The sequence below is a fragment of the Sulfitobacter sp. EE-36 genome (assembly GCF_000152605.1).
In the GTDB taxonomy this organism is placed as follows: domain Bacteria; phylum Pseudomonadota; class Alphaproteobacteria; order Rhodobacterales; family Rhodobacteraceae; genus Sulfitobacter; species Sulfitobacter pontiacus.
Window position 1 is genome coordinate 28,487 of sequence record NZ_CH959311.1, and the last position, 21,115, is coordinate 49,601.

17 protein-coding genes and 6 pseudogenes are annotated in these 21,115 nt (G+C 50.0%); 13 read left to right on the forward strand and 10 right to left on the reverse strand.

The features are described 5' to 3' along the window. From EE36_RS17660 to EE36_RS17545, 13 genes and pseudogenes are all read left to right on the forward strand, one after another. Window positions 1-220 (forward strand): annotated as a pseudogene (locus tag EE36_RS17660) (hypothetical protein); the annotation flags it as partial. Further along, entirely contained in the window at window positions 213-647 is a 435-nt protein-coding gene (locus EE36_RS17050; RefSeq protein ID WP_005854422.1) for an FdtA/QdtA family cupin domain-containing protein, read from the forward strand. The pseudogene EE36_RS17660 and the gene EE36_RS17050, both read left to right, overlap by 8 nt. Then, on the forward strand, window positions 644-1,747 hold the full coding sequence (locus tag EE36_RS17055) for a DegT/DnrJ/EryC1/StrS aminotransferase family protein (RefSeq protein ID WP_005854424.1): 1,104 nt from the start codon (window positions 644-646) through the stop codon (window positions 1,745-1,747). Before EE36_RS17050 ends, EE36_RS17055 begins: the two co-directional genes overlap by 4 nt. Further along, entirely contained in the window at window positions 1,744-2,646 is a 903-nt protein-coding gene (locus tag EE36_RS17525) for a hypothetical protein (protein ID WP_156785603.1), read from the forward strand. The genes EE36_RS17055 and EE36_RS17525 overlap by 4 nt, the downstream gene beginning before the upstream one ends. After that, window positions 2,639-4,138 (forward strand): O-antigen translocase, encoded by a 1,500-nt coding sequence (locus EE36_RS17060; RefSeq protein WP_039912465.1) that lies wholly within the window; start codon window positions 2,639-2,641, stop codon window positions 4,136-4,138. The genes EE36_RS17525 and EE36_RS17060 overlap by 8 nt, the downstream gene beginning before the upstream one ends. Further along, window positions 4,135-5,130 carry a glycosyltransferase gene (locus tag EE36_RS17065; protein ID WP_005854428.1) on the forward strand — a complete coding sequence of 332 codons (996 nt, stop codon included), beginning with the start codon at window positions 4,135-4,137 and terminating at the stop codon, window positions 5,128-5,130. Before EE36_RS17060 ends, EE36_RS17065 begins: the two co-directional genes overlap by 4 nt. After that, window positions 5,127-6,290 carry a glycosyltransferase gene (locus EE36_RS17530; RefSeq protein WP_156785604.1) on the forward strand — a complete coding sequence of 388 codons (1,164 nt, stop codon included), beginning with the start codon at window positions 5,127-5,129 and terminating at the stop codon, window positions 6,288-6,290. Before EE36_RS17065 ends, EE36_RS17530 begins: the two co-directional genes overlap by 4 nt. A gap of 189 nt (window positions 6,291-6,479) precedes the next feature. Continuing rightward, window positions 6,480-7,547, forward strand: a complete 1,068-nt coding sequence (locus EE36_RS17415; RefSeq protein ID WP_005854433.1) for an NAD(P)-dependent oxidoreductase — start codon at window positions 6,480-6,482, stop codon at window positions 7,545-7,547. Next, window positions 7,544-8,458, forward strand: a complete 915-nt coding sequence (locus EE36_RS17535) for a glycosyltransferase (RefSeq protein WP_156785606.1) — start codon at window positions 7,544-7,546, stop codon at window positions 8,456-8,458. Before EE36_RS17415 ends, EE36_RS17535 begins: the two co-directional genes overlap by 4 nt. A gap of 196 nt (window positions 8,459-8,654) precedes the next feature. Continuing rightward, window positions 8,655-8,944: pseudogene (locus EE36_RS17075) on the forward strand (transposase); the annotation flags it as partial. A 61-nt stretch (window positions 8,945-9,005) separates the two neighbouring features. Continuing rightward, window positions 9,006-10,088, forward strand: a pseudogene (locus tag EE36_RS17540) (IS3 family transposase); the annotation flags it as partial. Window positions 10,089-10,166: 78 nt separating this feature from the next. After that, window positions 10,167-11,254 (forward strand): IS3-like element ISSusp2 family transposase gene (locus EE36_RS17095; protein WP_156785607.1). Its coding sequence is split into 2 segments (ribosomal slippage): window positions 10,167-10,428 and window positions 10,428-11,254, totalling 1,089 coding nucleotides; the frame shifts between segments, so codons are not numbered across the junction. Between the two features lie 40 nt (window positions 11,255-11,294). Further along, window positions 11,295-11,420 (forward strand): annotated as a pseudogene (locus tag EE36_RS17545) (IS3 family transposase); the annotation flags it as partial. 37 nt (window positions 11,421-11,457) lie between these two features. On the opposite strand, the pseudogene EE36_RS17100 reads toward EE36_RS17545, so the two are convergent. The 10 genes and pseudogenes from EE36_RS17100 to EE36_RS17145 form a co-directional block, all read right to left on the reverse strand. Next, window positions 11,458-11,727 (reverse strand): annotated as a pseudogene (locus EE36_RS17100) (transposase); the annotation flags it as partial. Window positions 11,728-11,956: 229 nt separating this feature from the next. After that, window positions 11,957-12,208: pseudogene (locus EE36_RS17105) on the reverse strand (transposase); the annotation flags it as partial. Between the two features lie 61 nt (window positions 12,209-12,269). After that, window positions 12,270-13,385 carry an acyltransferase gene (locus tag EE36_RS17420; protein ID WP_005854449.1) on the reverse strand — a complete coding sequence of 372 codons (1,116 nt, stop codon included), beginning with the start codon at window positions 13,383-13,385 and terminating at the stop codon, window positions 12,270-12,272. A gap of 374 nt (window positions 13,386-13,759) precedes the next feature. Continuing rightward, window positions 13,760-14,884, reverse strand: a complete 1,125-nt coding sequence (locus tag EE36_RS17115) for a glycosyltransferase family 4 protein (protein WP_039912470.1) — start codon at window positions 14,882-14,884, stop codon at window positions 13,760-13,762. Beyond that, window positions 14,881-16,041, reverse strand: a complete 1,161-nt coding sequence (locus EE36_RS17120; protein WP_005854452.1) for a hypothetical protein — start codon at window positions 16,039-16,041, stop codon at window positions 14,881-14,883. The genes EE36_RS17115 and EE36_RS17120 overlap by 4 nt, the downstream gene beginning before the upstream one ends. A gap of 309 nt (window positions 16,042-16,350) precedes the next feature. After that, the gene (rfbA, locus tag EE36_RS17125) at window positions 16,351-17,232 is read right to left on the reverse strand and encodes a glucose-1-phosphate thymidylyltransferase RfbA (RefSeq protein ID WP_005854454.1); all 882 of its coding nucleotides are present in this window, start codon (window positions 17,230-17,232) and stop codon (window positions 16,351-16,353) included. Between the two features lie 5 nt (window positions 17,233-17,237). Beyond that, window positions 17,238-18,104 (reverse strand): dTDP-4-dehydrorhamnose reductase, encoded by an 867-nt coding sequence (gene rfbD, locus EE36_RS17130; protein ID WP_005854455.1) that lies wholly within the window; start codon window positions 18,102-18,104, stop codon window positions 17,238-17,240. After that, the gene (rfbB, locus tag EE36_RS17135; protein WP_005854457.1) at window positions 18,101-19,138 is read right to left on the reverse strand and encodes a dTDP-glucose 4,6-dehydratase; all 1,038 of its coding nucleotides are present in this window, start codon (window positions 19,136-19,138) and stop codon (window positions 18,101-18,103) included. The genes rfbD and rfbB overlap by 4 nt, the downstream gene beginning before the upstream one ends. Next, a complete protein-coding gene (gene rfbC, locus EE36_RS17140; RefSeq protein ID WP_005854458.1) occupies window positions 19,139-19,711 on the reverse strand; it encodes a dTDP-4-dehydrorhamnose 3,5-epimerase in 573 nt (190 codons plus the stop codon). Between the two features lie 286 nt (window positions 19,712-19,997). Further along, window positions 19,998-21,113 carry a glycosyltransferase gene (locus tag EE36_RS17145; protein WP_005854460.1) on the reverse strand — a complete coding sequence of 372 codons (1,116 nt, stop codon included), beginning with the start codon at window positions 21,111-21,113 and terminating at the stop codon, window positions 19,998-20,000. Between the last annotated feature and the right edge of the window lie 2 nt (window positions 21,114-21,115).

The following is a 21,115-nucleotide window of genomic DNA, read 5'->3' on the forward strand; positions in this document are numbered from 1 at the left end:
TTTGTCATTCGGGTTTGGTTTTGAAACGCTTGGGCTTCAAGCGGCAAACGTCGATGTGCGGAAAGAAAACACCCATGCAGAATCTTTTTACCGCCGTCTTGGTATGACCGAAATACACAGGACAAAGCAGGATATATTTTTTGTCTATTCACGCGAACAGTTCACAGTGGATAAGTCGACGCACATAAAGGTTCTAAAATCAGGAAATAACGATGATTGAAGAAAAAACACCGTCAGCCGGACATGTGCGGTTGATCGATCTTCCAGTTGTAACAGACCCAAGAGGTGATCTAACCTTCATCGAAGGTGAACGCCATGTCCCGTTTCCAATTAAGCGCGTCTACTATCTCTACAATGTGCCGGTCGATGCCGAACGAGGGGGGCACGCCCACCGTGATCTAGAACAGGTGGTTTTCGCACTTTCTGGTAGCTTCCGTATGAAAATAGACGATGGGAGAACAAAGTCTGAGTATTGGCTGCGCGATCCGCGTAAGGGACTCTACATCAATCGCTTGATTTGGCGTGAAATGGATAGATTTAGCCAAGGAGCCGTTTGTATGGTTCTAGCCTCGCGCGCCTATGATGAGGCCGATTACTTTCGCAATTATAGCGATTTTACCGCAGCAGCAAACAAGGGTATAAAATGAAAGTACCTTTCCTCGACCTTGGTGCATCCTACCGTGAATTGAAGTCGGAAATCGATTCAGCTATCTCGCGGGTTTTGGACAGTGGCTGGTATATATTGGGCCCAGAAGTCGAAGCGTTTGAAACTGAATGGGCCGAATACTGCGGAGCCAATCATGCAGTGGGACTGGCCAATGGGTTGGATGCACTCATACTTGCTTTACGAGCACTTGACGTCGGTTCAGGCGACGAGGTGATCGTTCCGTCCAACACCTACATCGCGACTTGGCTGGCCGTTTCCGCTGTGGGAGCCACGCCGGTGCCTGTTGAACCGGATCCCGCTACCCATAATATTAATCCTGATCTTATATCTGCGGCGATCACGTCGCGGACTAGGGTTCTCTTGCCAGTCCACCTGTATGGACAACCCGCCGATATTGATCCGATCCTAAAACTTGCACGGAAACATAATATCGCAGTGGTTGAGGATGCGGCGCAGGCGCATGGCGCTCGATATAAGAATAAACGCATCGGCGGGCATGGGGACATCGTTTGCTGGAGTTTCTATCCTGGAAAAAATCTTGGTGCGTTGGGGGATGGGGGTGCCATCACCACCAATCGCGTCGATCTGGCGGACAAGGTTCAAGTGCTGCGCAACTACGGCAGCCGGGTCAAATACGTGAATGAGGTACAGGGCGTAAACTCGCGCCTTGATCCAATTCAGGCGGCAGTGCTGCGGGTGAAGTTGGAACACCTCGACGAATGGACTGACCGCCGCCGGATGATCGCGGGGGCCTATAGCGAAGGCCTGAAAGACAGCGGGCTGATCCTGCCTTGTACCCCAGACTGGGCAGACCCCGTGTGGCACCTGTATGTCATACGCTCCAAGGAACGAGATGATCTCCAACGTCGCCTCAAATTGGCTGGAATCGGGACATTGATCCACTACCCAATTCCCCCTCATATGCAACAAGCCTATGTACATTTAGGGATGAGCGCAGAGACTTTTCCCTGCGCACGACAAATAGCGGATGAATTATTGAGCCTTCCTATTGGACCCCAAATGGATCCAGAGCACATCGGAATTATCAACAATCAGATTTTGTCAAGGACATCGGTATGAGCGGACAGATTATATGTCACTTAGGTCCGCCGAAAACTGCCACTACTTCGTTGCAAGTTGCTCTCAATTCACTCAGCAACCCAAATTTTTTATTCGCTGGGGCATTTCAACCTCGTGAGCTTAACGTAGGGAGTTTAAGTCAAAGGCTGCATGATATTTGCGCCAGAGGAAAGATCGAGTGTCTTCAGACTGATCAAGTTAATCTTAAACATGACCTCACCGTACATGTTGCTTCTGGGAAGACCGTTTTTATCTCAGAGGAGATGTTTCTTGTACATCAAGATGGGGCATCTATAGAAGATAAAGTTAACGCGTTGAAAGACGTTGTTATCGACCTACCTTGCCAAATCATTCTAACAGTCAGGGATCCCAAGTTTTCACTACCATCGTATTTCCAAGAGATATTTAATTCGTTGCCGTTCCGGCTGCAGTCAGATTTTTCTGCATTTTGTCGTGACCATCGTGCGATATGCTATGACTACGAAGAACTCTTGAGGATTATCAGAGAAGCTGGTTTTACCGACGTGAAATTGATTGATTTCGATTTGCTATCTGTAGGTTGTATAGATCTTGGCGAGCTCACAAGTAGAGATGAATACATAGGTACTAGCTTATGTATTGAGAAGCACAATAGTGGAAACACTGGACGCGCTCCAACGATCCGGAAATTGCCAAGCATTTCCTTAAAAAGCATTGGTAGAACTCATTCTATTCAAAGAATAGTCGACAATCTCGGCATACGTCGGTGGTCAGGTTATCCTCGCTTTGTATCGTTTATTGACAGGATAGTACTTCGAAAAGCTCGAACGACAGATTTAAGGATACCATCGGACGTAGCAGAACGGCTAGACGCTGGGTATCAGAGAATACGAAAGCAGATTCACAAAGAAAATGTCTGAATCAAGAGGTATCATCAAATCTATGATAGTTATTGGGAGCTCCCAAGCTTTCAATATTATCATTTCCATCCTGCGGATGAAGGTGGTCGCAATTCTAATGGGGCCGACAGGCGTTGGTCTTCTAAGTATTTATAGTAGCTTACTGGGTATGGTCGGAACGGCTGCTGGCCTCGGTATGGGTTCCAGTGGCGTGAGGCAGATAGCTAGTGTCAAAGGCGAGGAGCAGGAACTGAGCCGGATCAGACGTGTGCTTTTGGCTGCCCATATCATGCAGGGACTTCTTGCTATGCTGGGGGTGTGGTTGCTACGTGCCCAAATATCTGTATGGATTTTCGGAGACGGGTCTTACGAAACCGAAGTGTGTTTGATCGGAATTGGAATACTACTAACCCTCCTCGGTTCAGCACAAACAGCGCTGCTACAAGGCATGCGTATGATAGGTGATCTTGGACGCGTCACTGTTCTTAGTGCGCTGGTTGGCACATTCGCGGGTTTGGCTGCTGTATGGCTTTATGGAAAAGCAGGTTTGGTTTGGTTTGTCATATTCCAGCCATTGGCGACAATTGTCGTATCCGTACGATATACACGCCGCTTGCCGAAGCCATCCACAGCTCGCCCCAGTTCAAAAGAGATCTGGAATATATGGAAGCCGATGGCCAAGCTGGGAGTATCATTTATGCTTGGCGGCCTTGCAACGACGGCGACCCTACTGGCGGTGCGCGGCGTCATTACGCAGGAACTAGGACTAGCAGCTGCAGGACATTTCGCTGCCGCTTGGGGTATCACAATGACCTACGTAGGGTTCCTTTTAGGGGCAATGGCAGCTGACTACTATCCGCGCCTCACCGAAATAGTTAACAAACGAGCTGAGGCGACTCACCTGATGAACGATCAGGCACAGCTTGGGCTGGCAATCGGCGGTCCGGTCTTATTGCTGCTGATCGGCCTTGCCCCTTGGGTAGTAAAATTGCTCTATTCAGCAGAGTTCGAACCCGCCGTCGAATTATTGCAGTGGCAAACGGTGGGAAATGTGTTCAAGCTTGCGAGTTGGGCACTTGGGTTTGCGTTTGTTGCAGCGGCACGCGGAAGGATTTTTCTACTTGTGCAGCTCAACTTTAATTTGTGGTACTTAACAATTTTTTGGTTCGGGCTTGAGCATTTTGGTCTTTTTGTAACCGGCCCAGCATTTTTAATTGCCTATATTATACAATTTTGTTTGGTTAATGTCTTGGCCTATAGCATCCTAAGCTTCCGCTGGCAGCCCCTCTCGCTAGTATTTCTCGCTCTTCATAGCATCTTGGCGTTGGTACTTTTGTCATTGACGAGAATAGCACCCGAATTGGCGGCAGTCGTCTCTATCTGTTTGGCACTCCTAACGGGCTTTTTTGGCCTGCGGGTCGTCCTAATCAAGATGGGCCCTGAAGGGCGCATTACTTCCCGTTTAATGCGAATCTATGCCTTCATTGGTTGGCCAATCAGGAGTATCCAATGAGCAAAAATTCACCTGCTGTTAAAGATCAGCCTCTTATTTCGTTTGTTCTATTAGCATATAATCAAGAAGCTTTTATCCGTGAAGCTGTACAAAGTGCTCTTGAGCAAACATACCAACCGCTAGAGATTATCCTTTCAGACGATTTCTCAAAAGATGACACTTTTGAAATCATTAAAAATATGGCGGCATCATACAGCGGCCCCCATCGCCTGAAAATAAATAGAAACTCTAAGAATCTTGGAATTGGGACTCATGTTAACGAATTGATGAAATTGGCCGAAGGAGATGTGATTGTGGTTGCCGGGGGCGACGACATTTCGTTACCAAATAGAGTTCAGGAAATTGCACGCGAGTTCTCAAGGTTAAGTCCAAAGCCATACTCTGTTTGGTCAAGCGCAATGTATATAGATGCCGCCGGCAAGGAGATTAGTCAAAAGTTTCCGTTACCTGCACAGAACTTAACGGATGAGATCATGATGAAAAATACCTATCCTGTAATTGGGGCTACACATGCATGGTCAAAAGAAGTATTTGATGTATTTGGTCCGCTCTTGCCATCAGTTGTATTTGAGGACAATGCAATCTCGTATAGAAGCTATCTGCTTGGGGGCATTTCCTTTATAAATAAAGATCTGGTATCCTATCGTAGACATGGCGACAACGTAACTAATTTTTTGAAAACCGCTAATCATGTATCACTGTACGCGCGAGGGGCGTCGAGAATCGACGGCGCGCTGGTGGGTGTCAAGCAAAGAAAGGAAGACCTTGATACAGCGATTGAAATTGGTTTGATTGATAAACAGCGTGCGGATATAATGTACCAGATGCTAAATCGTCTGAATAACAGACTGAAGTTTAGATACGAAGCGTTCTCAACTTTTCCTAATATATCTTGCAAGTTTCTTTTCGGATCCATGTTTGATTTTTCGATTGCGAAATTTTATGTGAGATCAGTGGTTCATCTCATGTTTAGGCGAAGTGGTGTCAAATGAATATATTGTTTATAACTTGGGATGGCCCCCAAACCAACTACCTTGAAAGTCTGTTTTTGCCTATATTTTCTGGCCTCTCTAGTTTTGGTTATAACGTCCATGTTCTTCAGTTTACTTGGGCAAACTCTGATCGGATTTCGGAAACGAAATCCATTTGTCAAAAGAATGGAATTCAGTACCGTTCGGCTCCGATTATCAGGAAGTTTGGAGGATTGGGGCCCCTACTTTCTTCCCTAATGGGGGGGCGGCATATAGATAGAGCTGTCAAGGATTGGAAAATTGATGCTTTGATGCCACGTAGTTTAATGCCTGGTTTGTCGGTATTAGTTTCAAAGCAATCTAAATTACTTCATCTAATATTCGATGCAGACGGATTTGTTGCAGACGAGAGAGTTGATTTTGGTAATTTATCACGCAAAAGTTTGGTATATCGATTACTTCGTAAAGTCGAAGCTCAGGTAACGCAAAATGCAGATACGGTACTGGTTAGAACACCAAAGGCCATCGAAATTCTGCGGGAACGCAGTGGGTGTTCTGCCGAAAAGTTTTTCGTAGTCACGAATGGGCGTGACCCAGCACCATATTTAGAAATTGATCAGAGCAGACGAGAAAGGGAGTTTACACTCTGTTATGCTGGGTCTCTTGGAGATAAATATTGCGTTGATACGATGATTGATTTAGCGATCTCGCTGCGCAAACATCTTCCGAAATTAGTATTCAAAGTATACACTGGCGACAAAAATATTTTGACTAAGGCTCTCGATCGAGCAGGCATAAAGTGTCGTAGCTGGATAGCGGTTGCTCGCCTCCAAGCCGATCAAATGCCGAAGGCGCTTATGGAGTGTGACTTAGGGATTGTGTTTATTCAAAGCGCTTTCTCGACACAGGGAGTGGTACCAATAAAGCTTGGAGAGTACATGCTGGCAGGGCTTCCCGTAGTTGGATATATTGGATCTGGCGCGGCCGACAAGCTGGTTGAAGAGCAAGTTTTTCTATCTGTTAAAGATGACTTAGGGATTGTATGGCCGTACGTGCGCGATACTGTAATTCCTCGACGAGATGAATTGAGGGCTCGCGCGAAAAGTTTAGGATGTGATCACTTCTCTTTACAGAGTTCAGTGCTAAGCTATGCTGAAGCGCTTAAATACGAGAGGCGATAGGTTGTGTGATGTGGGAATCTTGCCGCTTATTTATAGAAAAAGCGATGATTGCCGTACCTTTTTACAATTATTTTCGTAGGTCTCTTATCAAGAAAAGTTCTCGGTATTCTGAGTGGTGTTAAATGTTAGTCATTAATAGTCTATTTATCTTAATGAGATCGACTTAGAAGGAGCTTAGTTTTGAAAAACGTGCTGATAACTGGGGGCGCAGGGTTTATTGGAAGCCGTCTAGCGGCGTCATTGTGCCAAGCATCGCACAATGTCACTGTATTCGATAATTTCCATCCTCAAGTGCATTCAGATGCTGAAGCTACAATGAAGAAGCTTTCCGACGTAGGCGTGAAGGTTATCATAGGCGACGTCAATGATATTCGCGGCACAACAACTGTATTGAAAGATTCGCGCGCTCAGATCGTGGTCCATTTGGCAGCGGAAACGGGAACTGGTCAGTCGTATGAACTCCCGCTGCAATACTGTCGAACTAATGTGTCGGGTACTGCGGGTCTTGTAGAGGCTATTCGAAAAACTGACGGCGCGGTTGAAAGAATAATCTTAGCTAGCTCGCGGGCAGTTTATGGTGAAGGAGCTTGCGTTGATGGTGATGGCCGCCTACTAACAGCTGTACCTCGACTAAGCTCGCATATGTCTGCAAAGGATTTTGAACCTAGGGACATTGACGGGAACCGAGTTACTCCTGTTGCAAGCGCAGCTAGGCATACACAGCCTGCTCCCTCCTCGATTTATGCCTCAACTAAGCTCATGCAGGAATATATTATCCAGCAAGGATTTGAGCAAACCGAAATCTCCTGCGGAATCCTTCGTTTACAAAATGTCTATGGGGCCGGGCAATCGTTGCATAATCCATATACTGGAGTGCTGTCTATATTTGCTCAAATATTGCTGCAAGGAGGAGTCTTGGACATATATGAAGATGGGCATATCTCTAGAGATTTTATTCATGTCAGTGATGTGGTGCAAGCAATTCATAAGATGTGTGAAATTGATCAAGTCCCTAATTCAATCATTGATATTGGTTCGGGTTGCAGCGAGACTATTTTGGGCGTAGTTAAATTGATGTTACAGAATATCAACGAGGGCGAAAATAGATATCAAATAACAGGGAATTTCCGGCCAGGGGATATTCGACACGCACTAGCTGATATCAAACTAGCAGAGGACACACTTGGATGGAAACCTAAAGTGTCCCTCAGAGACGGTCTGTCAGAACTCATGGGCTGGGCGCGTGCGGCATCATGAATAATACCGTAGCAGTTGCTATTTCGTCATATAGATCAGATGTTGAAGTAATCGCGTTACTTAATTCGATTTTCGCCGATCGGCACCCGAGTATTGTCAGCGTATTAGTTGTAGATAGCCTAGCTTCTGGCAAAATTGCTGACGCAATTAAAGTTAACGGTTGGTCGGTTCAATATGAAAATTCTGAGGTTAATCTTGGTTCAGCTGGAAATTTAGAACGGCGTATGCAGCTAGCCAGTGAGACGGGGGCCGCATGGTGTTACTGTCTTAATCATGATGCCAATTGGGACAATAATCGTCTAACAGAAATGCTCAAAACTGGTAGTTCACAGTCCAAGGTGGGAGCTGTCTACCCAATACTTCATCATGGATCTATGGAGAGACCTTGGGAGGATGGTCGGCGCACCTTTACACCAACGGCTGGTAATAGGTTTGCCCGCGCCCCAGTCGGAGACTCGAATTCTAGGGTTGTATGGAGTAGCTCAAATGGAGCACTTTATTCTACAGCAGTTAGAAAGCAGGGCATAGTCGTGATGTCCGAGTTATGGATGGGCTATGAAGATCTGGCGTACGGTATGGCTCTTGAAAAAGGTGGCTGGCTGCAATTGATGTGCCGTAATGCTACGTTGGGAAGTATATTCGATTATGTTCCAAGAAGGTTTTTATTTTGGACCTTGCAGGCACCTAACAAGCCAGTTTGGCAAGTTTACTATGGAATCCGAAATCTAATTCTTATACGAAAGAAATATGGTAATGAAAAATTACCCTTGTCAATAATTATTAAGAAGTTGGCGCAATCTTCACTGAGAATTATTATACTTGACGATAAGAAGTCCGCGAGAATTCATATGCTATATGCCGGCGCATTGGCCGGGTTTTTGTCGATGTCAGGCAAAGGGCCTAAACCGTAATATACAGGTGGGCGCGGAAATTCGGGCCTGTGTTTAAGGTGGATCGCATGATGAAAGTGACGATCCAAAAAGGAAGAAGCGAAAGAACCATCGGGTGTGAACCGGCACGCAAGATTGACCCCTATATTGGGGTGACCTGTTCCCTGAAATGTCCGGTTTTTTTGAGTTAGCCTGTTCTCTAACAACGAGACAGACGATGAAGAGAAGCCGTTTCAGTAAAGAGCAAATAATTGGGATATTGAAGGAGCATCAGGCAGGGCTTGGTACGAAGGAACCGTGCCGCAAGCACGGTGTCAGCGATGCGACGTCCCACAAATGGCGTTCGAAGTATGGCGGCATGCACTTCGCGGCAGGGTTACGCGTAGCATGATCCCGAGAGTAGAAGTATCCGATGAGAAAAAGCTGAAGACACTGGAAGTTGAGAACGCCAATTTAAATAAACTACTGGCTGAGCAGATGATGGATGTATCGACTCTGAAGGAAATGGACCTGTCGCGGTTTGATGCCGCTCCTTTGATAGCATCTACTGCAACAAAGGAGACTAACTATGGGACTGAAACGCACAGATGAATTCCGCGCTGATGCGGTGCGTATCGCGCTAACCAGTGGACTGACGCGCAAACAGGTGGCTGACGATCTGGGCGTCGGCATGTCGACGCTGAACAAATGGATCACTGCACATCGAGACACGGATGTGGTGTCAAAAGAGGATCTTAGCCTTGCCGAAGAGAATGACCGTTTGCGTCGTGAGAACCGCATTCTCAAGGAGGAGCGGGAAGTGTTAAAAAAGGCCACGGTGTTCTTTGCGAGCCAAAAGCCGTGAGGTTTAAGTTCATTGAAGAACACCGAACAACATTTTCCATCAATCTGATGTGCCGGGTTATGGCAGTCAGCCCGCGTGGTTTGCGGGCGCCTCGTAGCCGTCCAGCCAGCCGCAGGCAGCGGTCTGATTTGGTCACGCTGGCCCATATCCACTGCCCGGCAGGGCATCACGCAGTGATGTCCCGAGAGGGAAAGAACAATCCCGTCTCAGTTTGGGCAGTTATGCACTGCACGGCAGGGTATTGCGCAGCAATGTCCCGAGAGTGGCAGGCCGCGTATGACCGAAGAGCTGAAGGAAATTGGTCTGAATGTAGGGCACCGCCGCGTAGGCAGGCTGATGCGTCAGAACGGCATATCGGTCGTAAGAACTCGTAAATACAAGGCGACAACGGACAGCAATCATAAGTTCAATATCGCGCCAAACCTGCTGGATCGTGACTTTAGCGCTGATGCGCCCAACCAAAAGTGGGCAGGCGATATCAGTTATATTTGGACGCGTGAGGGGTGGCTGTACTTGGCTGTGATATTGGACTTGCATTCACGGCGTGTAGTTGGCTGGGCGGTCTCGAACCGGATGAAACGCGACCTTGCGATCAGGGCTTTGAAGATGGCCATCGCGTTCCGTCAGCCGCCCAAGGACTGCATCCATCACACGGATCGTGGGTCGCAATATTGTTCGCACGACTACCAGAAGATCCTGCGCCAGCACGGGTTCAAGGTGTCGATGTCTGGCAAGGGAAATTGCTATGATAATGCCGCCGTCGAGACCTTCTTCAAAACCATAAAAGCCGAGCTGATATGGCGGCAGTCATGGGGGTAATCCCCCCCAAAATTAGCGGTGTTCAAAAGTAGAATTTTCTCGGCAAGATATCTGAGGAGATTTACGATGAAGAACGGACGATACAGCGACGCGCAAATCATGGCAGTGTTGAAGCAGGCGGAGGGCGGTGTGCCGGTCTCTGAGCTGTGCCGTGAGCATGGCATGAGCAGCGCCAGTTTCTATAAGTGGCGCGCTAAGTTTGGCGGCATGGACGCGTCCTTGATGTCCGAGATGAAGGATATGGCGGAAGAGAACCGTCGTCTGAAGCGCATGTATGCCGAGATGAGCATGCAAAATGATCTGCTGAAGGAAGCCCTTGGAAAAAAGCGTTAAGGCCGTCTCTGCGACGAGAGATGGCCATGAATGCGGTCGCACGACACGGCGTAAGCATCGCGTCGGCGTGCCGGGCGTTCGAGATCAGCGAGACCTGCTACAGATACAGCCCTGTAATGAGCGACGAGAATGAAGAGATCGCCGATTGGCTGGAACGTCTGACAGCAAACAAGCGCAACTGGGGCTTCGGCCTGTGCTTTCTGTATCTGCGCAACGTCCAGGGTTACGGCTGGAACCACAAGCGGGTCTATCGGATCTACTGCGAGCTGGAGCTAAACCTGCGTATCAAGCCCAAGAAACGCTTGAAGCGGGACAAGCCGGAACCCCTGTCTGTGCCTGATAAGCCCAATGAGACATGGTCGATGGATTTCATGGCGGATCAGCTGGCAGATGGGCGCTCGATCAGGACATTGAACGTGCTGGATGACTTCAATCGTGAGGGCCTATGCATCGAAGTGGACTTCTCGCTGCCCGCAGAGAGAGTGGTCAGAAGCTTAAACCAGATCATCGAATGGCGCGGTCAACCGCAGACAATTCGCGTCGATAATGGCCCAGAATATATTAGTGGTAAGCTGATGGAATGGGCCGAAAAACGCAATGTTCGACTGGAATACATCCAGCCAGGCAAGCCACAACAAAATGCCTACATTGAACGCTACAACCGCACCGTTCGCGGCGAATGGCTTGGGCAATACATCTTCGAAACCATCGAGGAGGCACAAGACCAAGCAACTGAATGGCTCTGGACTTACAACAACGAGCGACCCAACATGGGTATCGGCGGCATGACACCCGCCATGAAACTGAAAACAGCCGCCTGAATTCTACGGCTGGACCCCATTAAAAATGGGGGGATTACCATGGGAAACGCGCAGGCAAGCTGAGATAGCGATCTTTGAGTACATCAACGGCTTCTACAATCCGCGACGCCGACACTCAGCATTGGGTTGGAAAAGCCCTGTCGCTTTCGAACGCGAGGTGGCCTAAACGAGCACCTGGGGCGGCACGAAAGCGCGACAGGTCCAACCTCGAAGCCATGCTGCTCGAGTATCTCATATGCTGGGATCCAGTAGACACCCGTAGATTCCATCGCGACGCTGGTCACCCCGTGCGACTTAAACCAATAGGCTAAATCATGCAGATCATGGGTGAAGGTGCCGAAGGCACGCACTGGCGTATCTGTCACATCCGGATTGACGGCCGCCATGTGTTCACGCGAACCGATATCAACTGCCGCAGCTCCGACGTTCACAGTCTCAATTGCTGGGGCCTTGCAGGTCTTTTGCTTTGCCATTGTCTGTCCTCCTGTTGGCTACAGAAGGGCGTGGGCTATGCAGATCTGTCATCTTCCTAACCGGGATCACTGCAAAACAGCGTCACCACTCTCAAGTTCGCATCAACCCATGGACCACTTTTTTTAACGGGGTTCCGCCCTTAGGCGGACCACCAATAAGCGAACGGCCGCTGCCCTTCATAGCGCAGCATAGCACAGGCTGTTTCTACCGCGCACAGGCGGGCCACAACCCGGAACGGTTTTTTAGGATGTCGCGCTCCTCCGACATGCGCGCCAACTCACGCTTGAGCCTGCGGTTCTCAGCTTCATGGTCAACAGATGATGTCTGTGACGCAGCTTTTGCGTAGAGCTTCATCCATTTGTAGAGCGAATATGTACTGACGCCCAACCGTTCCGAAACCTCGCGAACGGCATACCCCCGCACTGTTATCTGATGGACGGCATCGCGCTTGAAATCCTCACTGAAATTTGGCTTCCCCATAACGGCCTCCTTGCCTCAAAGTTAGGGAAGAAAGCGTCTACAAATCTAGGGGCTATTCACATCAATGCATTTTCTTTAAACTCAAAATTCTGTAAACAAAGCGTTTTACCTTTATGCTATTTGCCTCAAAAATCTGAGCGTAACCCCAAGATAGAAAAATAATAACAGTCACCGCCAGAAGAAATATTGAAAAACTTCTGCCAGAGATAATATTCTGATCTTGGACTGGCCATAGGCGAAGAATAGGCTGGTGAATCAGATAGAGAGAAAATGAGAAAGATGCTAGGAATTTCCCTATATTTCCGAAATGGGTAAACTTAGACTTTATCAAGAACAGGTTCGGAATTACAAGGCACATTCCAAGAGAGATTAAGAACTCTCCCATATAAGATCCATATGGAAGGCCATCCACGCCGATGGAAAAGAATGAGCTAGACTTTGAAAACTGACGCGCACCAACCCCCAAAATAATAACGAGCACACCAAATGCCACCCACATTCGTTTGCCTGAACAAGGCCGGTACACGTAAGCCGCAGCACCCATGAACCAGATGGTTAGATATAGAACCTTTAGTTGTAGAAACACCGCAACACTCAGTCCTAAAAGAATAGCTGCAATCACTTTACCGCCAGTCGCTCCAGATCGAAAAAAAATGTATGCAAGCGCTCCAGCAATAATATAAAACCAAATCTCGTAGGCTAAAGACCAAAGGGGAATATTATTGTTGAAAACAGGAGTATACGCCCCCTGAACCGAAAATATATGACCAACTGTCTTTCTTAATATTTCAGGCTCATTTCCAATAAGTAAGCCCACCAATACTGTAATGCCTATAATTGGGAATAATGGTACTAAAATTCTAACAGCCCTATCAATTGAGTATTGATAAACGTTGAAAGTATTTCTCTTTACCCTTTCATATGCCGGACCGCCAACCAAGAAGCCACTTAATACAAAGAACACAATAACGGCCTCCGTACCTAATCGCGATAAGGCATAGAAGATGATCACAAAAAAATTATGACTAGCTGGATCCAGAAGGCTATACTCGACGAATATTACATCCCGAGTATGAGTAAGTAATACAATAAGCGCCGCTCCAAACCTAATCCAGTCTAGCCATGGGTTGTGATATCCTAGCGGTTCTGAGGATGCAGAAGCATCGTCTCTATTCATGAAAATATTACCTTTCTTAAAATCGATTAGTTGGTACAAACGAACTTTGAGAATACTCTCCTTCTGAGTTCCTAGGGTTGTTCGTCATCCCTGCGCCTTAATTTGGCTTAGCTTGATCGTTTCTTAAGGCAAAGAACCTCGCGCGTTGGAAATCCCCGCCGAGCAGGGCCATGCCATGAACTAAGTTAATTTCAATTAGCGGAGTTAAAGGGGAGTAGGTCAACTCCAATGTCCCCGATTACGCATGCCTGAAAGAAGAGTCATATGGGGCAAGGCTCGTTGGAAATCATGCCGCTACCCTAGGCACGTCTGAATGGAAATACACAGTACAAGGCCTATTCGCGTTCCAAAGATATGCGTCCCACGCTTCAGCTTCAAAGTTCCATCTCCTTCAACATCATTGCATTAACTTTATGTACATCATATTTTCCGCGAGCTACCTTCAAACTTTCTGAACCCATGGTAGAGACCAGATCGGGCTCTTGAATAAACCGCGTTAAAGCAATCGTGAGTTGCTTGGCATTCCGAACCGGCACAATGAAACCATTTACGCCGTCGATTACTGTCTCCCGGCAACCGGGTGCATCCGTGGTGACGACAGGTCGACCCATTGCCATCGCTTCGAGCACTGTCCGAGGCGTACCCTCGCGGTAGCTTGGTAAAACATAAACATGTGTCGCGGAAATAGAAGTACGCACATCTTCAAGAGGCCCGTGCCAAATGACGTCATTATCATTGCACCAACCCGCGACCTCGCTCTCCGAAATACCATCTGGGCTAGGGTCGGCACCGCCTACAAGATGAAATTCTGTATCCGGCCAACTCTCGCGCAACTCGCGTGCGGCAGCGACGTATTCACGAATACCCTTGTCTCCGAGCAGGCGCGCAATGAGAAGAAAGCGTAGAGGGGGCGGCGGAAACGGGGATGGTGTAAAATATTCAGTGTCGACACCAGATCCTGCTACTATCTTTACAGGCACGCCGTCCGGCAAGAGGCCAAGAAAGTCGAATTCGCTTCTGTCATCTGAATTTTGAAAAAATATTAATGTAGCGTGCCGGAGCGCTATGCGATAAAGGCCGCGTGCGATATTTCTCACAACTCGGCGCAGGCCGTTAGCAGTGCCGGTAAACGCATATCCGAGCCCTGTGATCAGCGCAACACGTTTGGGAACTCTCGCGATTCGAGCTGCTAAGAGCCCCCAAACAACCGGTTTAACGGTATAACCGACGAATATGTCGGGGCTGATTTCCCGCATAAGGCTCGCGGTCTGTCTCACGGTGTTTAGGTCGGCGACTGGATTTAAGCCAGAGCGCGATAGCGACACATTGTGACAAACGACACCACGTTGCTCAAGCCAACTCCGTGTAGTCTTGTCTGTAATAAGCTCGGGAGCAGCTGCGTGAACCTCGTGCCCACGTCGACACAACTCTTCAATTAGGGCCCCGCGAAAATTGCATAGAGAGGGACCGTAAGAAGCAAGTATGAGAATCCGATTCATGTTCTCAATTCTCCAATAGTGGCTTGCCTCGGGTACCTTTTCCACATTGAGAACAGAAGGACAACGAGCATCGGTAAGAACATTAATTTTTGCCTGACCGCGATCCCAAGGTTGGCTGTAGTGTTAGCAAGTACAAACCACGAAATTATCGCGAAAGTAAGGTAGAACGTTACAGCAAACGGGCTTAGCTGCGAGAGCGGGCGTTTCTTTTTAAGCAAAGTCATAACTAAAAGTATTAGGACCGCAAAGTTTTCGAATGATACAGCAATTCCCATTATTCCGTTTGCATCAAACAGAAGAGGTCGGAACATATAGGTGAACAGGCGCATTGGAACCGACATCCCAGCAATATCAACCGAGCTTCCGCCGCCAAGATTATGGCCCTGCCGGGTTTCGAAGTAGTCGCTGATATCGGATAAGTCGCTAGCATCTCCCAGTCCGGCATAGCTTAGACCAAATTGTATGCCGGCGACGCTCAATGGTATCGCAATTGTCAGGAGCACTAATTTCTTCAGGGTCCCTAGATTGGAAGAGACAAGTAACGCAAAACAGATAGATAACAGTAGAATTCCGGCAATATGCGGACGTGGCAAGAGAAAAAGGCATCCACCGAGTACAATTGCAGGCATCCGCCGGCCGACATCCAAAGCGGCCCATGTCACAAGCCCTGCTGCCATAAATGTCAACGCATCTTTACCGATTGCTGAACTCCAGAAACTGATGCCGGGTAAATATAGAAACATTACGCTAAAAGTTCGAATATTGCCTCTACTTTGAGATGTCACAGTTTGCAGCGCCGACGCGAAGGCCAGCAGGCCGATATAACCGAAGATATTGAATACAAGGAAAACGTTTCCATAGGAAAAATTTAGACCCTGCGATAGATAGGAGACAATGAATTTTATTCCTGCTGTTCCAAAGCCAAACCCAAATTCGTATGTAAGGGAATGAATATAGTACAGGGTTGCGTCAGCCGCATCGTTTAAGGAATACCAGAAGTAGAACATGCAAAAAATACTATGCCATATGTAGAGCGCCAGCGCCCGTTTCATAGATAGGCAAAAGATTTTCTTTTGTATTAATGCGATTGGGTATCCTGCCAGAAACACCAAGAATGCAATAATAACATGCCACGCATTTTCAGCGAATACGAGCATAATAATCTTTCCAAATTTAAGTAAGAGGCGATGTCTGAAACATCATCACTGCGAGAACGTGATTGTGCAGACAAAGGTAGCCAATATGGGTTGCGTAGAGGAGTTTCTTCCAGACTGAATTTAAAAAATATTGCATCGTCGCTCCGTTCAATTTAACGTGTTGAGATTTAACCGACCATCTAAGGAGCCATGGAAGCAATACTTGAAAATTTCGTTTTCTATTGAAAGGCAGAAATACTGGATAAATAGCGCTTAGTATAGTGAACAACTTTGAGTATGAAGTTATCTCGGCAGGCTTCCTCCAACTCTTTATCCCAGCAGGTCTTCAAGGTAAGTACCGTATTCATTCTTTGCGAACTGTCCAGCGCGTTGGATAAGTTCTGCCGCATTGATCCAGCCTTGGTTAAATGCTATTTCGTCGGGGCTTCCCGTTTGCAACCCCTGTCGCGTTTCCAGTGTGCGCACGAAATTGCCCGCTTCTAGTAGACTCCCATGCGTCCCGGTGTCCAGCCAAGCATACCCACGCCCCATACGCTGCACATTTAGCGATCCGTTATGCAAATATGTCTCAAGTAGCGTCGTGATCTCCAACTCTCCCCGTGCTGATGGATTGACCGACTTTGCGCGCTCGCTCGCCGTGTTGTCCAAAAAATACAGCCCCGTTACCGCATAATTCGACGGCGGCACTTCCGGCTTTTCAATGATCTGTCGCGCTTGGCCGTTCTCGTCGAAATCCACCACGCCATAGCGTTCTGGATCGGAGACGCGGTAGCCGAAGACGGTGCCTCCGGTGGTTTGAGCGTCGGCTGAGGCGAGGATCTCGGGTAGGCCATGACCGAAGAATATGTTGTCCCCAAGGACCATCGCAGACGGCGCGCCATCGAGGAAGTCTTCGGCCAGAATGTAGGCCTGAGCCAGTCCGTCGGGGCTTGGCTGCGTGACGTAGCTCAGTGAAATGCCCCACTGGCTGCCGTCGCCCAAAGCCCGCTTGAATTGGTCGGCGTCTTGGGGCGTCGTGATGATCAGGATGTCGCGGATACCGCCTAGCATCAGCACGCTTAGCGGATAGTAAATCATCGGCTTGTCATAAATCGGCAGCAGCTGTTTCGACACGGCGATTGTGATCGGATAAAGCCGCGTGCCGGAGCCGCCGGCGAGGATAATACCTTTGCGTTTGGGCGTTTGGGTCATGGGAATTAGTCCTTGGGAAAATCAAGTTTGAGCAAAATATGGGTGAGGCTCTCGCGCCAATCGGGGCGGGAAATGCCAAAGGCGGCGTCGGTCGTTGTGCAATCCAGCCGGGAGTTCTGCGGGCGTTTGGCGGGGGTAGGGTAGTCAGTCGACGGGATATCAGTGACAGCGCAGGGGATCTTGGCGGCGTCGAAAATCGCGCGAGCGAAATCCGCCCAGCTGGTATCGGGCGCGCCTGAGAAATGGTAAATGCCAGATTTTCTGGGCTGTGAGATGAGGGTTTTGACGATTATAACGCAAGCCTGCGCAATCTCAGCAGCGCCGGTAGGGCCACCGATCTGGTCGGCGACGATGGTTAATGCCTCGCGTTCGGCTCCCAGACGCAGCATGGTCTTAACGAAGTTATTGCCATGGGCCGACACGACCCAAGAGGTGCGCAACACGGCGTAGCGCCCGCCGGCCTTTACAATTGCGACCTCTCCGTCACGTTTGGTGCGGCCATAGACGCTTTGCGGATCGGTCGCGTCGGCGGGTGCCCAAGGCGTGTCCTCCGCGCCTGAAAACACATAATCGGTCGAGATAGAGACGAAAGGAATGTCGTGCGCGGCGCAGGCTTGCGCCATGGCGGCGGGGGCATCGGCGTTAATGATCTGCGCCGTGTCTGTATCGCTTTCGGCTTTATCCACGGCGGTATAGGCGGCGGCGTTAATCACCGCATCAGGCGCACGCGCATCGATCGCAGCGGCGCAGGCGGCGGGGTCGGTTAAGTCTGCATCGGCGCGGGCGAGGGCGGTGATCTGGACGTCATCGCCGTCTAGCGCGCGTAGTTCCGTAGCGACCTGACCGCTGTGACCGAAGACGAGAATCTTCATGCCTTGCCCAATCGCTCGCCGACGCCTTGGCGCGTTTGCAGCGCGCGCCACCAGTCCTCATTCTCAAGGTACCAATCCACGGTGCGGGCCAGCCCTTCTTCCACCGTGACCGAGGGGCGCCAGCCAAGCTCTGTCCGGATACGTGTCGGATCAATGGCATAGCGCTGGTCATGGCCGGGACGGTCGGCGACAAATGTGATCAGATCGGCATGCGGCGCGCCTTCGGGGTGGCGGTCGTCCAGCAGGGCGCAGATCATCTTGACCAGCTCGAGATTGCTGACCTCGTTCTCGCCCCCGATGTTATAGCTGCGACCCAATTCGCCTTTGGTCAGCACGGTCAGCAGCGCATCGGCGTGGTCTTCGACAAACAGCCAGTCACGTACATTCGCGCCGTCGCCGTAGACCGGAATGCGCTCGCCGGCGAGCGCTTTGAGGATGACCACCGGCACCAGCTTTTCGGGGAAATGGTACGGTCCGTAATTATTGCTGCAATTTGTTAGCACTATGGGCAGGCCATAGGTTTCGCCCCAGGCGCGCACCAGATGATCGCTCGCCGCTTTTGAAGCAGAGTAAGGGCTGCGCGGGTCATAAGGCGTCTCTTCGGTAAACTGCCCTGTGGAACCGAGGGAGCCATAGACTTCGTCGGTAGAGATATGGTGAAAGCGGAAACTACCGAGCTTACCCGCATCTTGCCAGTAGGCGCGCGCGGCCTCCAGCAACGTATAGGTGCCGGTGACATTGGTTTGAATAAACGCCCCCGGCCCGTCGATGGAGCGATCGACATGGCTCTCGGCCGCGAGATGCATTACCGCGTCGGGCTTATGTGCTTCGAAAATCCTGTCCAATGCCTCCCGATCGCAAATATTCGCCTGCTCGAACGCATACAGAGGGCTGTCCGCCACGCTCGCCACGTTATCAAGACAGGCCGCATAGGTCAGCGCATCAAGGTTCAATACGCTATACCCCCGCGCAATCGCCAACCGCACCACTGCCGATCCGATAAACCCCGCGCCGCCTGTCACCAATAGCTTCATCTATACACCCTCAAACGTGAACGGACTGTTAAGATCGGCCAAGGCGGGCGCATTTGCGTCCTTCTCCGACAAAACGGGCGTCATATCCCCCAGACCCCAGTCAATTCCAACCGCAGGATCGTCCCAAGCGACGGCACCTTCGGTCTCCCGCGCATAATAATCCGAACATTTGTAGACAATTTCGGTCTCCGGCGCGCGTGTCACAAACCCATGCGCGAAGCCCGCCGGTACCAGTAACTGCTTGCCGTTCTCGAAGCTCAGCTCGACCCCGAACCACTGCCCATAGGTCGGCGACCCCTTACGGATATCGACCGCCACGTCAAAAAGAGCGCCTCGACCGCAGCGCACCAGCTTGTCCTGTGCATGGGGTGGTGCCTGAAAATGGAGCCCGCGGATGGTGCCTTGGGTCATGGACAGGGAGTGATTGTCTTGCACGAATGGCGTGGTGATCCCATGCTCGGCGAGTGCTTCGGCACTGTAGCTTTCTGAGAAAAAACCACGGTAATCGCCGAAGCGGGCGGGGGTGATCACGATGACGCCAGGGAGTGGGGTCTTATCGATTGTAAGGGGCAAAATATACGCCTTATAATTAGGATTATGTAAAATCTTCTAAGCTAAATATAGTGTACAGGTAAAAGTCTTCTCTAACATTGCAGATAAAATAAGTAGTTTGCTTAAAGATGCTACATTTTGGTTACATACGGCGAATACACGGGAGCGCATGCTTGGCCTTTGGCACCCGCAGAGATATCATAGTTGACAGCGATAATATCTAACGCGGCCTGTGACAAGGAAAAGTCTCCTATAGTATTCGTAAACCGGCATGACGATTTTTTTGAAAGTCACTGCAAAAGACTCGTCAGCAGCATAAAATGGAGGGTAGTCGAAACCGTTCAAAGGTAGGCACGCCAAAGTCTACCCGTACAGCCTCAACCGCCCGGCCATAGAACCCCTCATACGCCGCCAACATCCGCTCTATCGTAAATAACCTCTCAACCCTCTCCCGCGCCGCCCAGCGCGGGATGCCGATCGCCTCCCTCAACGCCTCGGCCAGCTCCCCAGCATCCGCCCCCGCATAACGCGCAACATCCCCCGCAACCTCCCGGATCGCCCCATTCTCAACCGCTGCAATCGGCAGACCACAAGCCATCGCCTCAATCGCCGCCAGTCCGAAGGGTTCATCCCATAGCGGGGTGAACAGCAGGACAGAGGCGCGAGCGATGGCATTGGTCAGGTCAGCGCCTTGCAGGTGTCCACCGTATTGGACGCGCTCAGCTAACAGCGGCGCAATTTCGGTATCAAAGTACCCCTGATCCTCAATCGTGCCGTAAATCCTAAGCGGGATGCCAGCAATCTTAGCTGCCTGAGCGGCCAAATGCGTCCCTTTGGTCGGCGTGATACGGCCCATCCATACCGCGGTGCCATCGCCTTCCGGGCGGAACGGCCAGTCCGCAAGATCAATACCATTCGGTACAACTCTGGCGAAGGGAGCTTCTGCGTCATCAAACCACGCTCCCAATTGCCGCTGCGAACAGGTGGTGAACAGCGACCACGGTGCCCCACCATCGGCGACGGCACGCTTCAATACATCGAACGGCGGCACATGTAGGGAGGTCACCATCGGGATTCGGTGCCGCGCGGCGAAACGCGGGGGGAAGCGGTGCAAGGAATTGTTATGCACCACGTCGAAACCACCCTCGGCAAGGCGCGGTAAGATACTTTCGAACGCCGCATCCAGATGCCCCGTGAGCTCCGGCGTGCCATGCCATTGGTGCCAAGGAAACTCCCGGTCATAATGAACGTCCACGACCGGCTCGACCTTACCGCCCCAATCGCTGTCACCGGCGGCGAAAAGGGTCACGTCATGACCCCGCGCTCGCAGGCCACGGCAGAGGTGCCAGCAATGGGCCTCCATCCCGCCCATGAAGGGGCGCGCGATGGAGAAACGCACATGTCCGATGACGGCGATCTTCATGA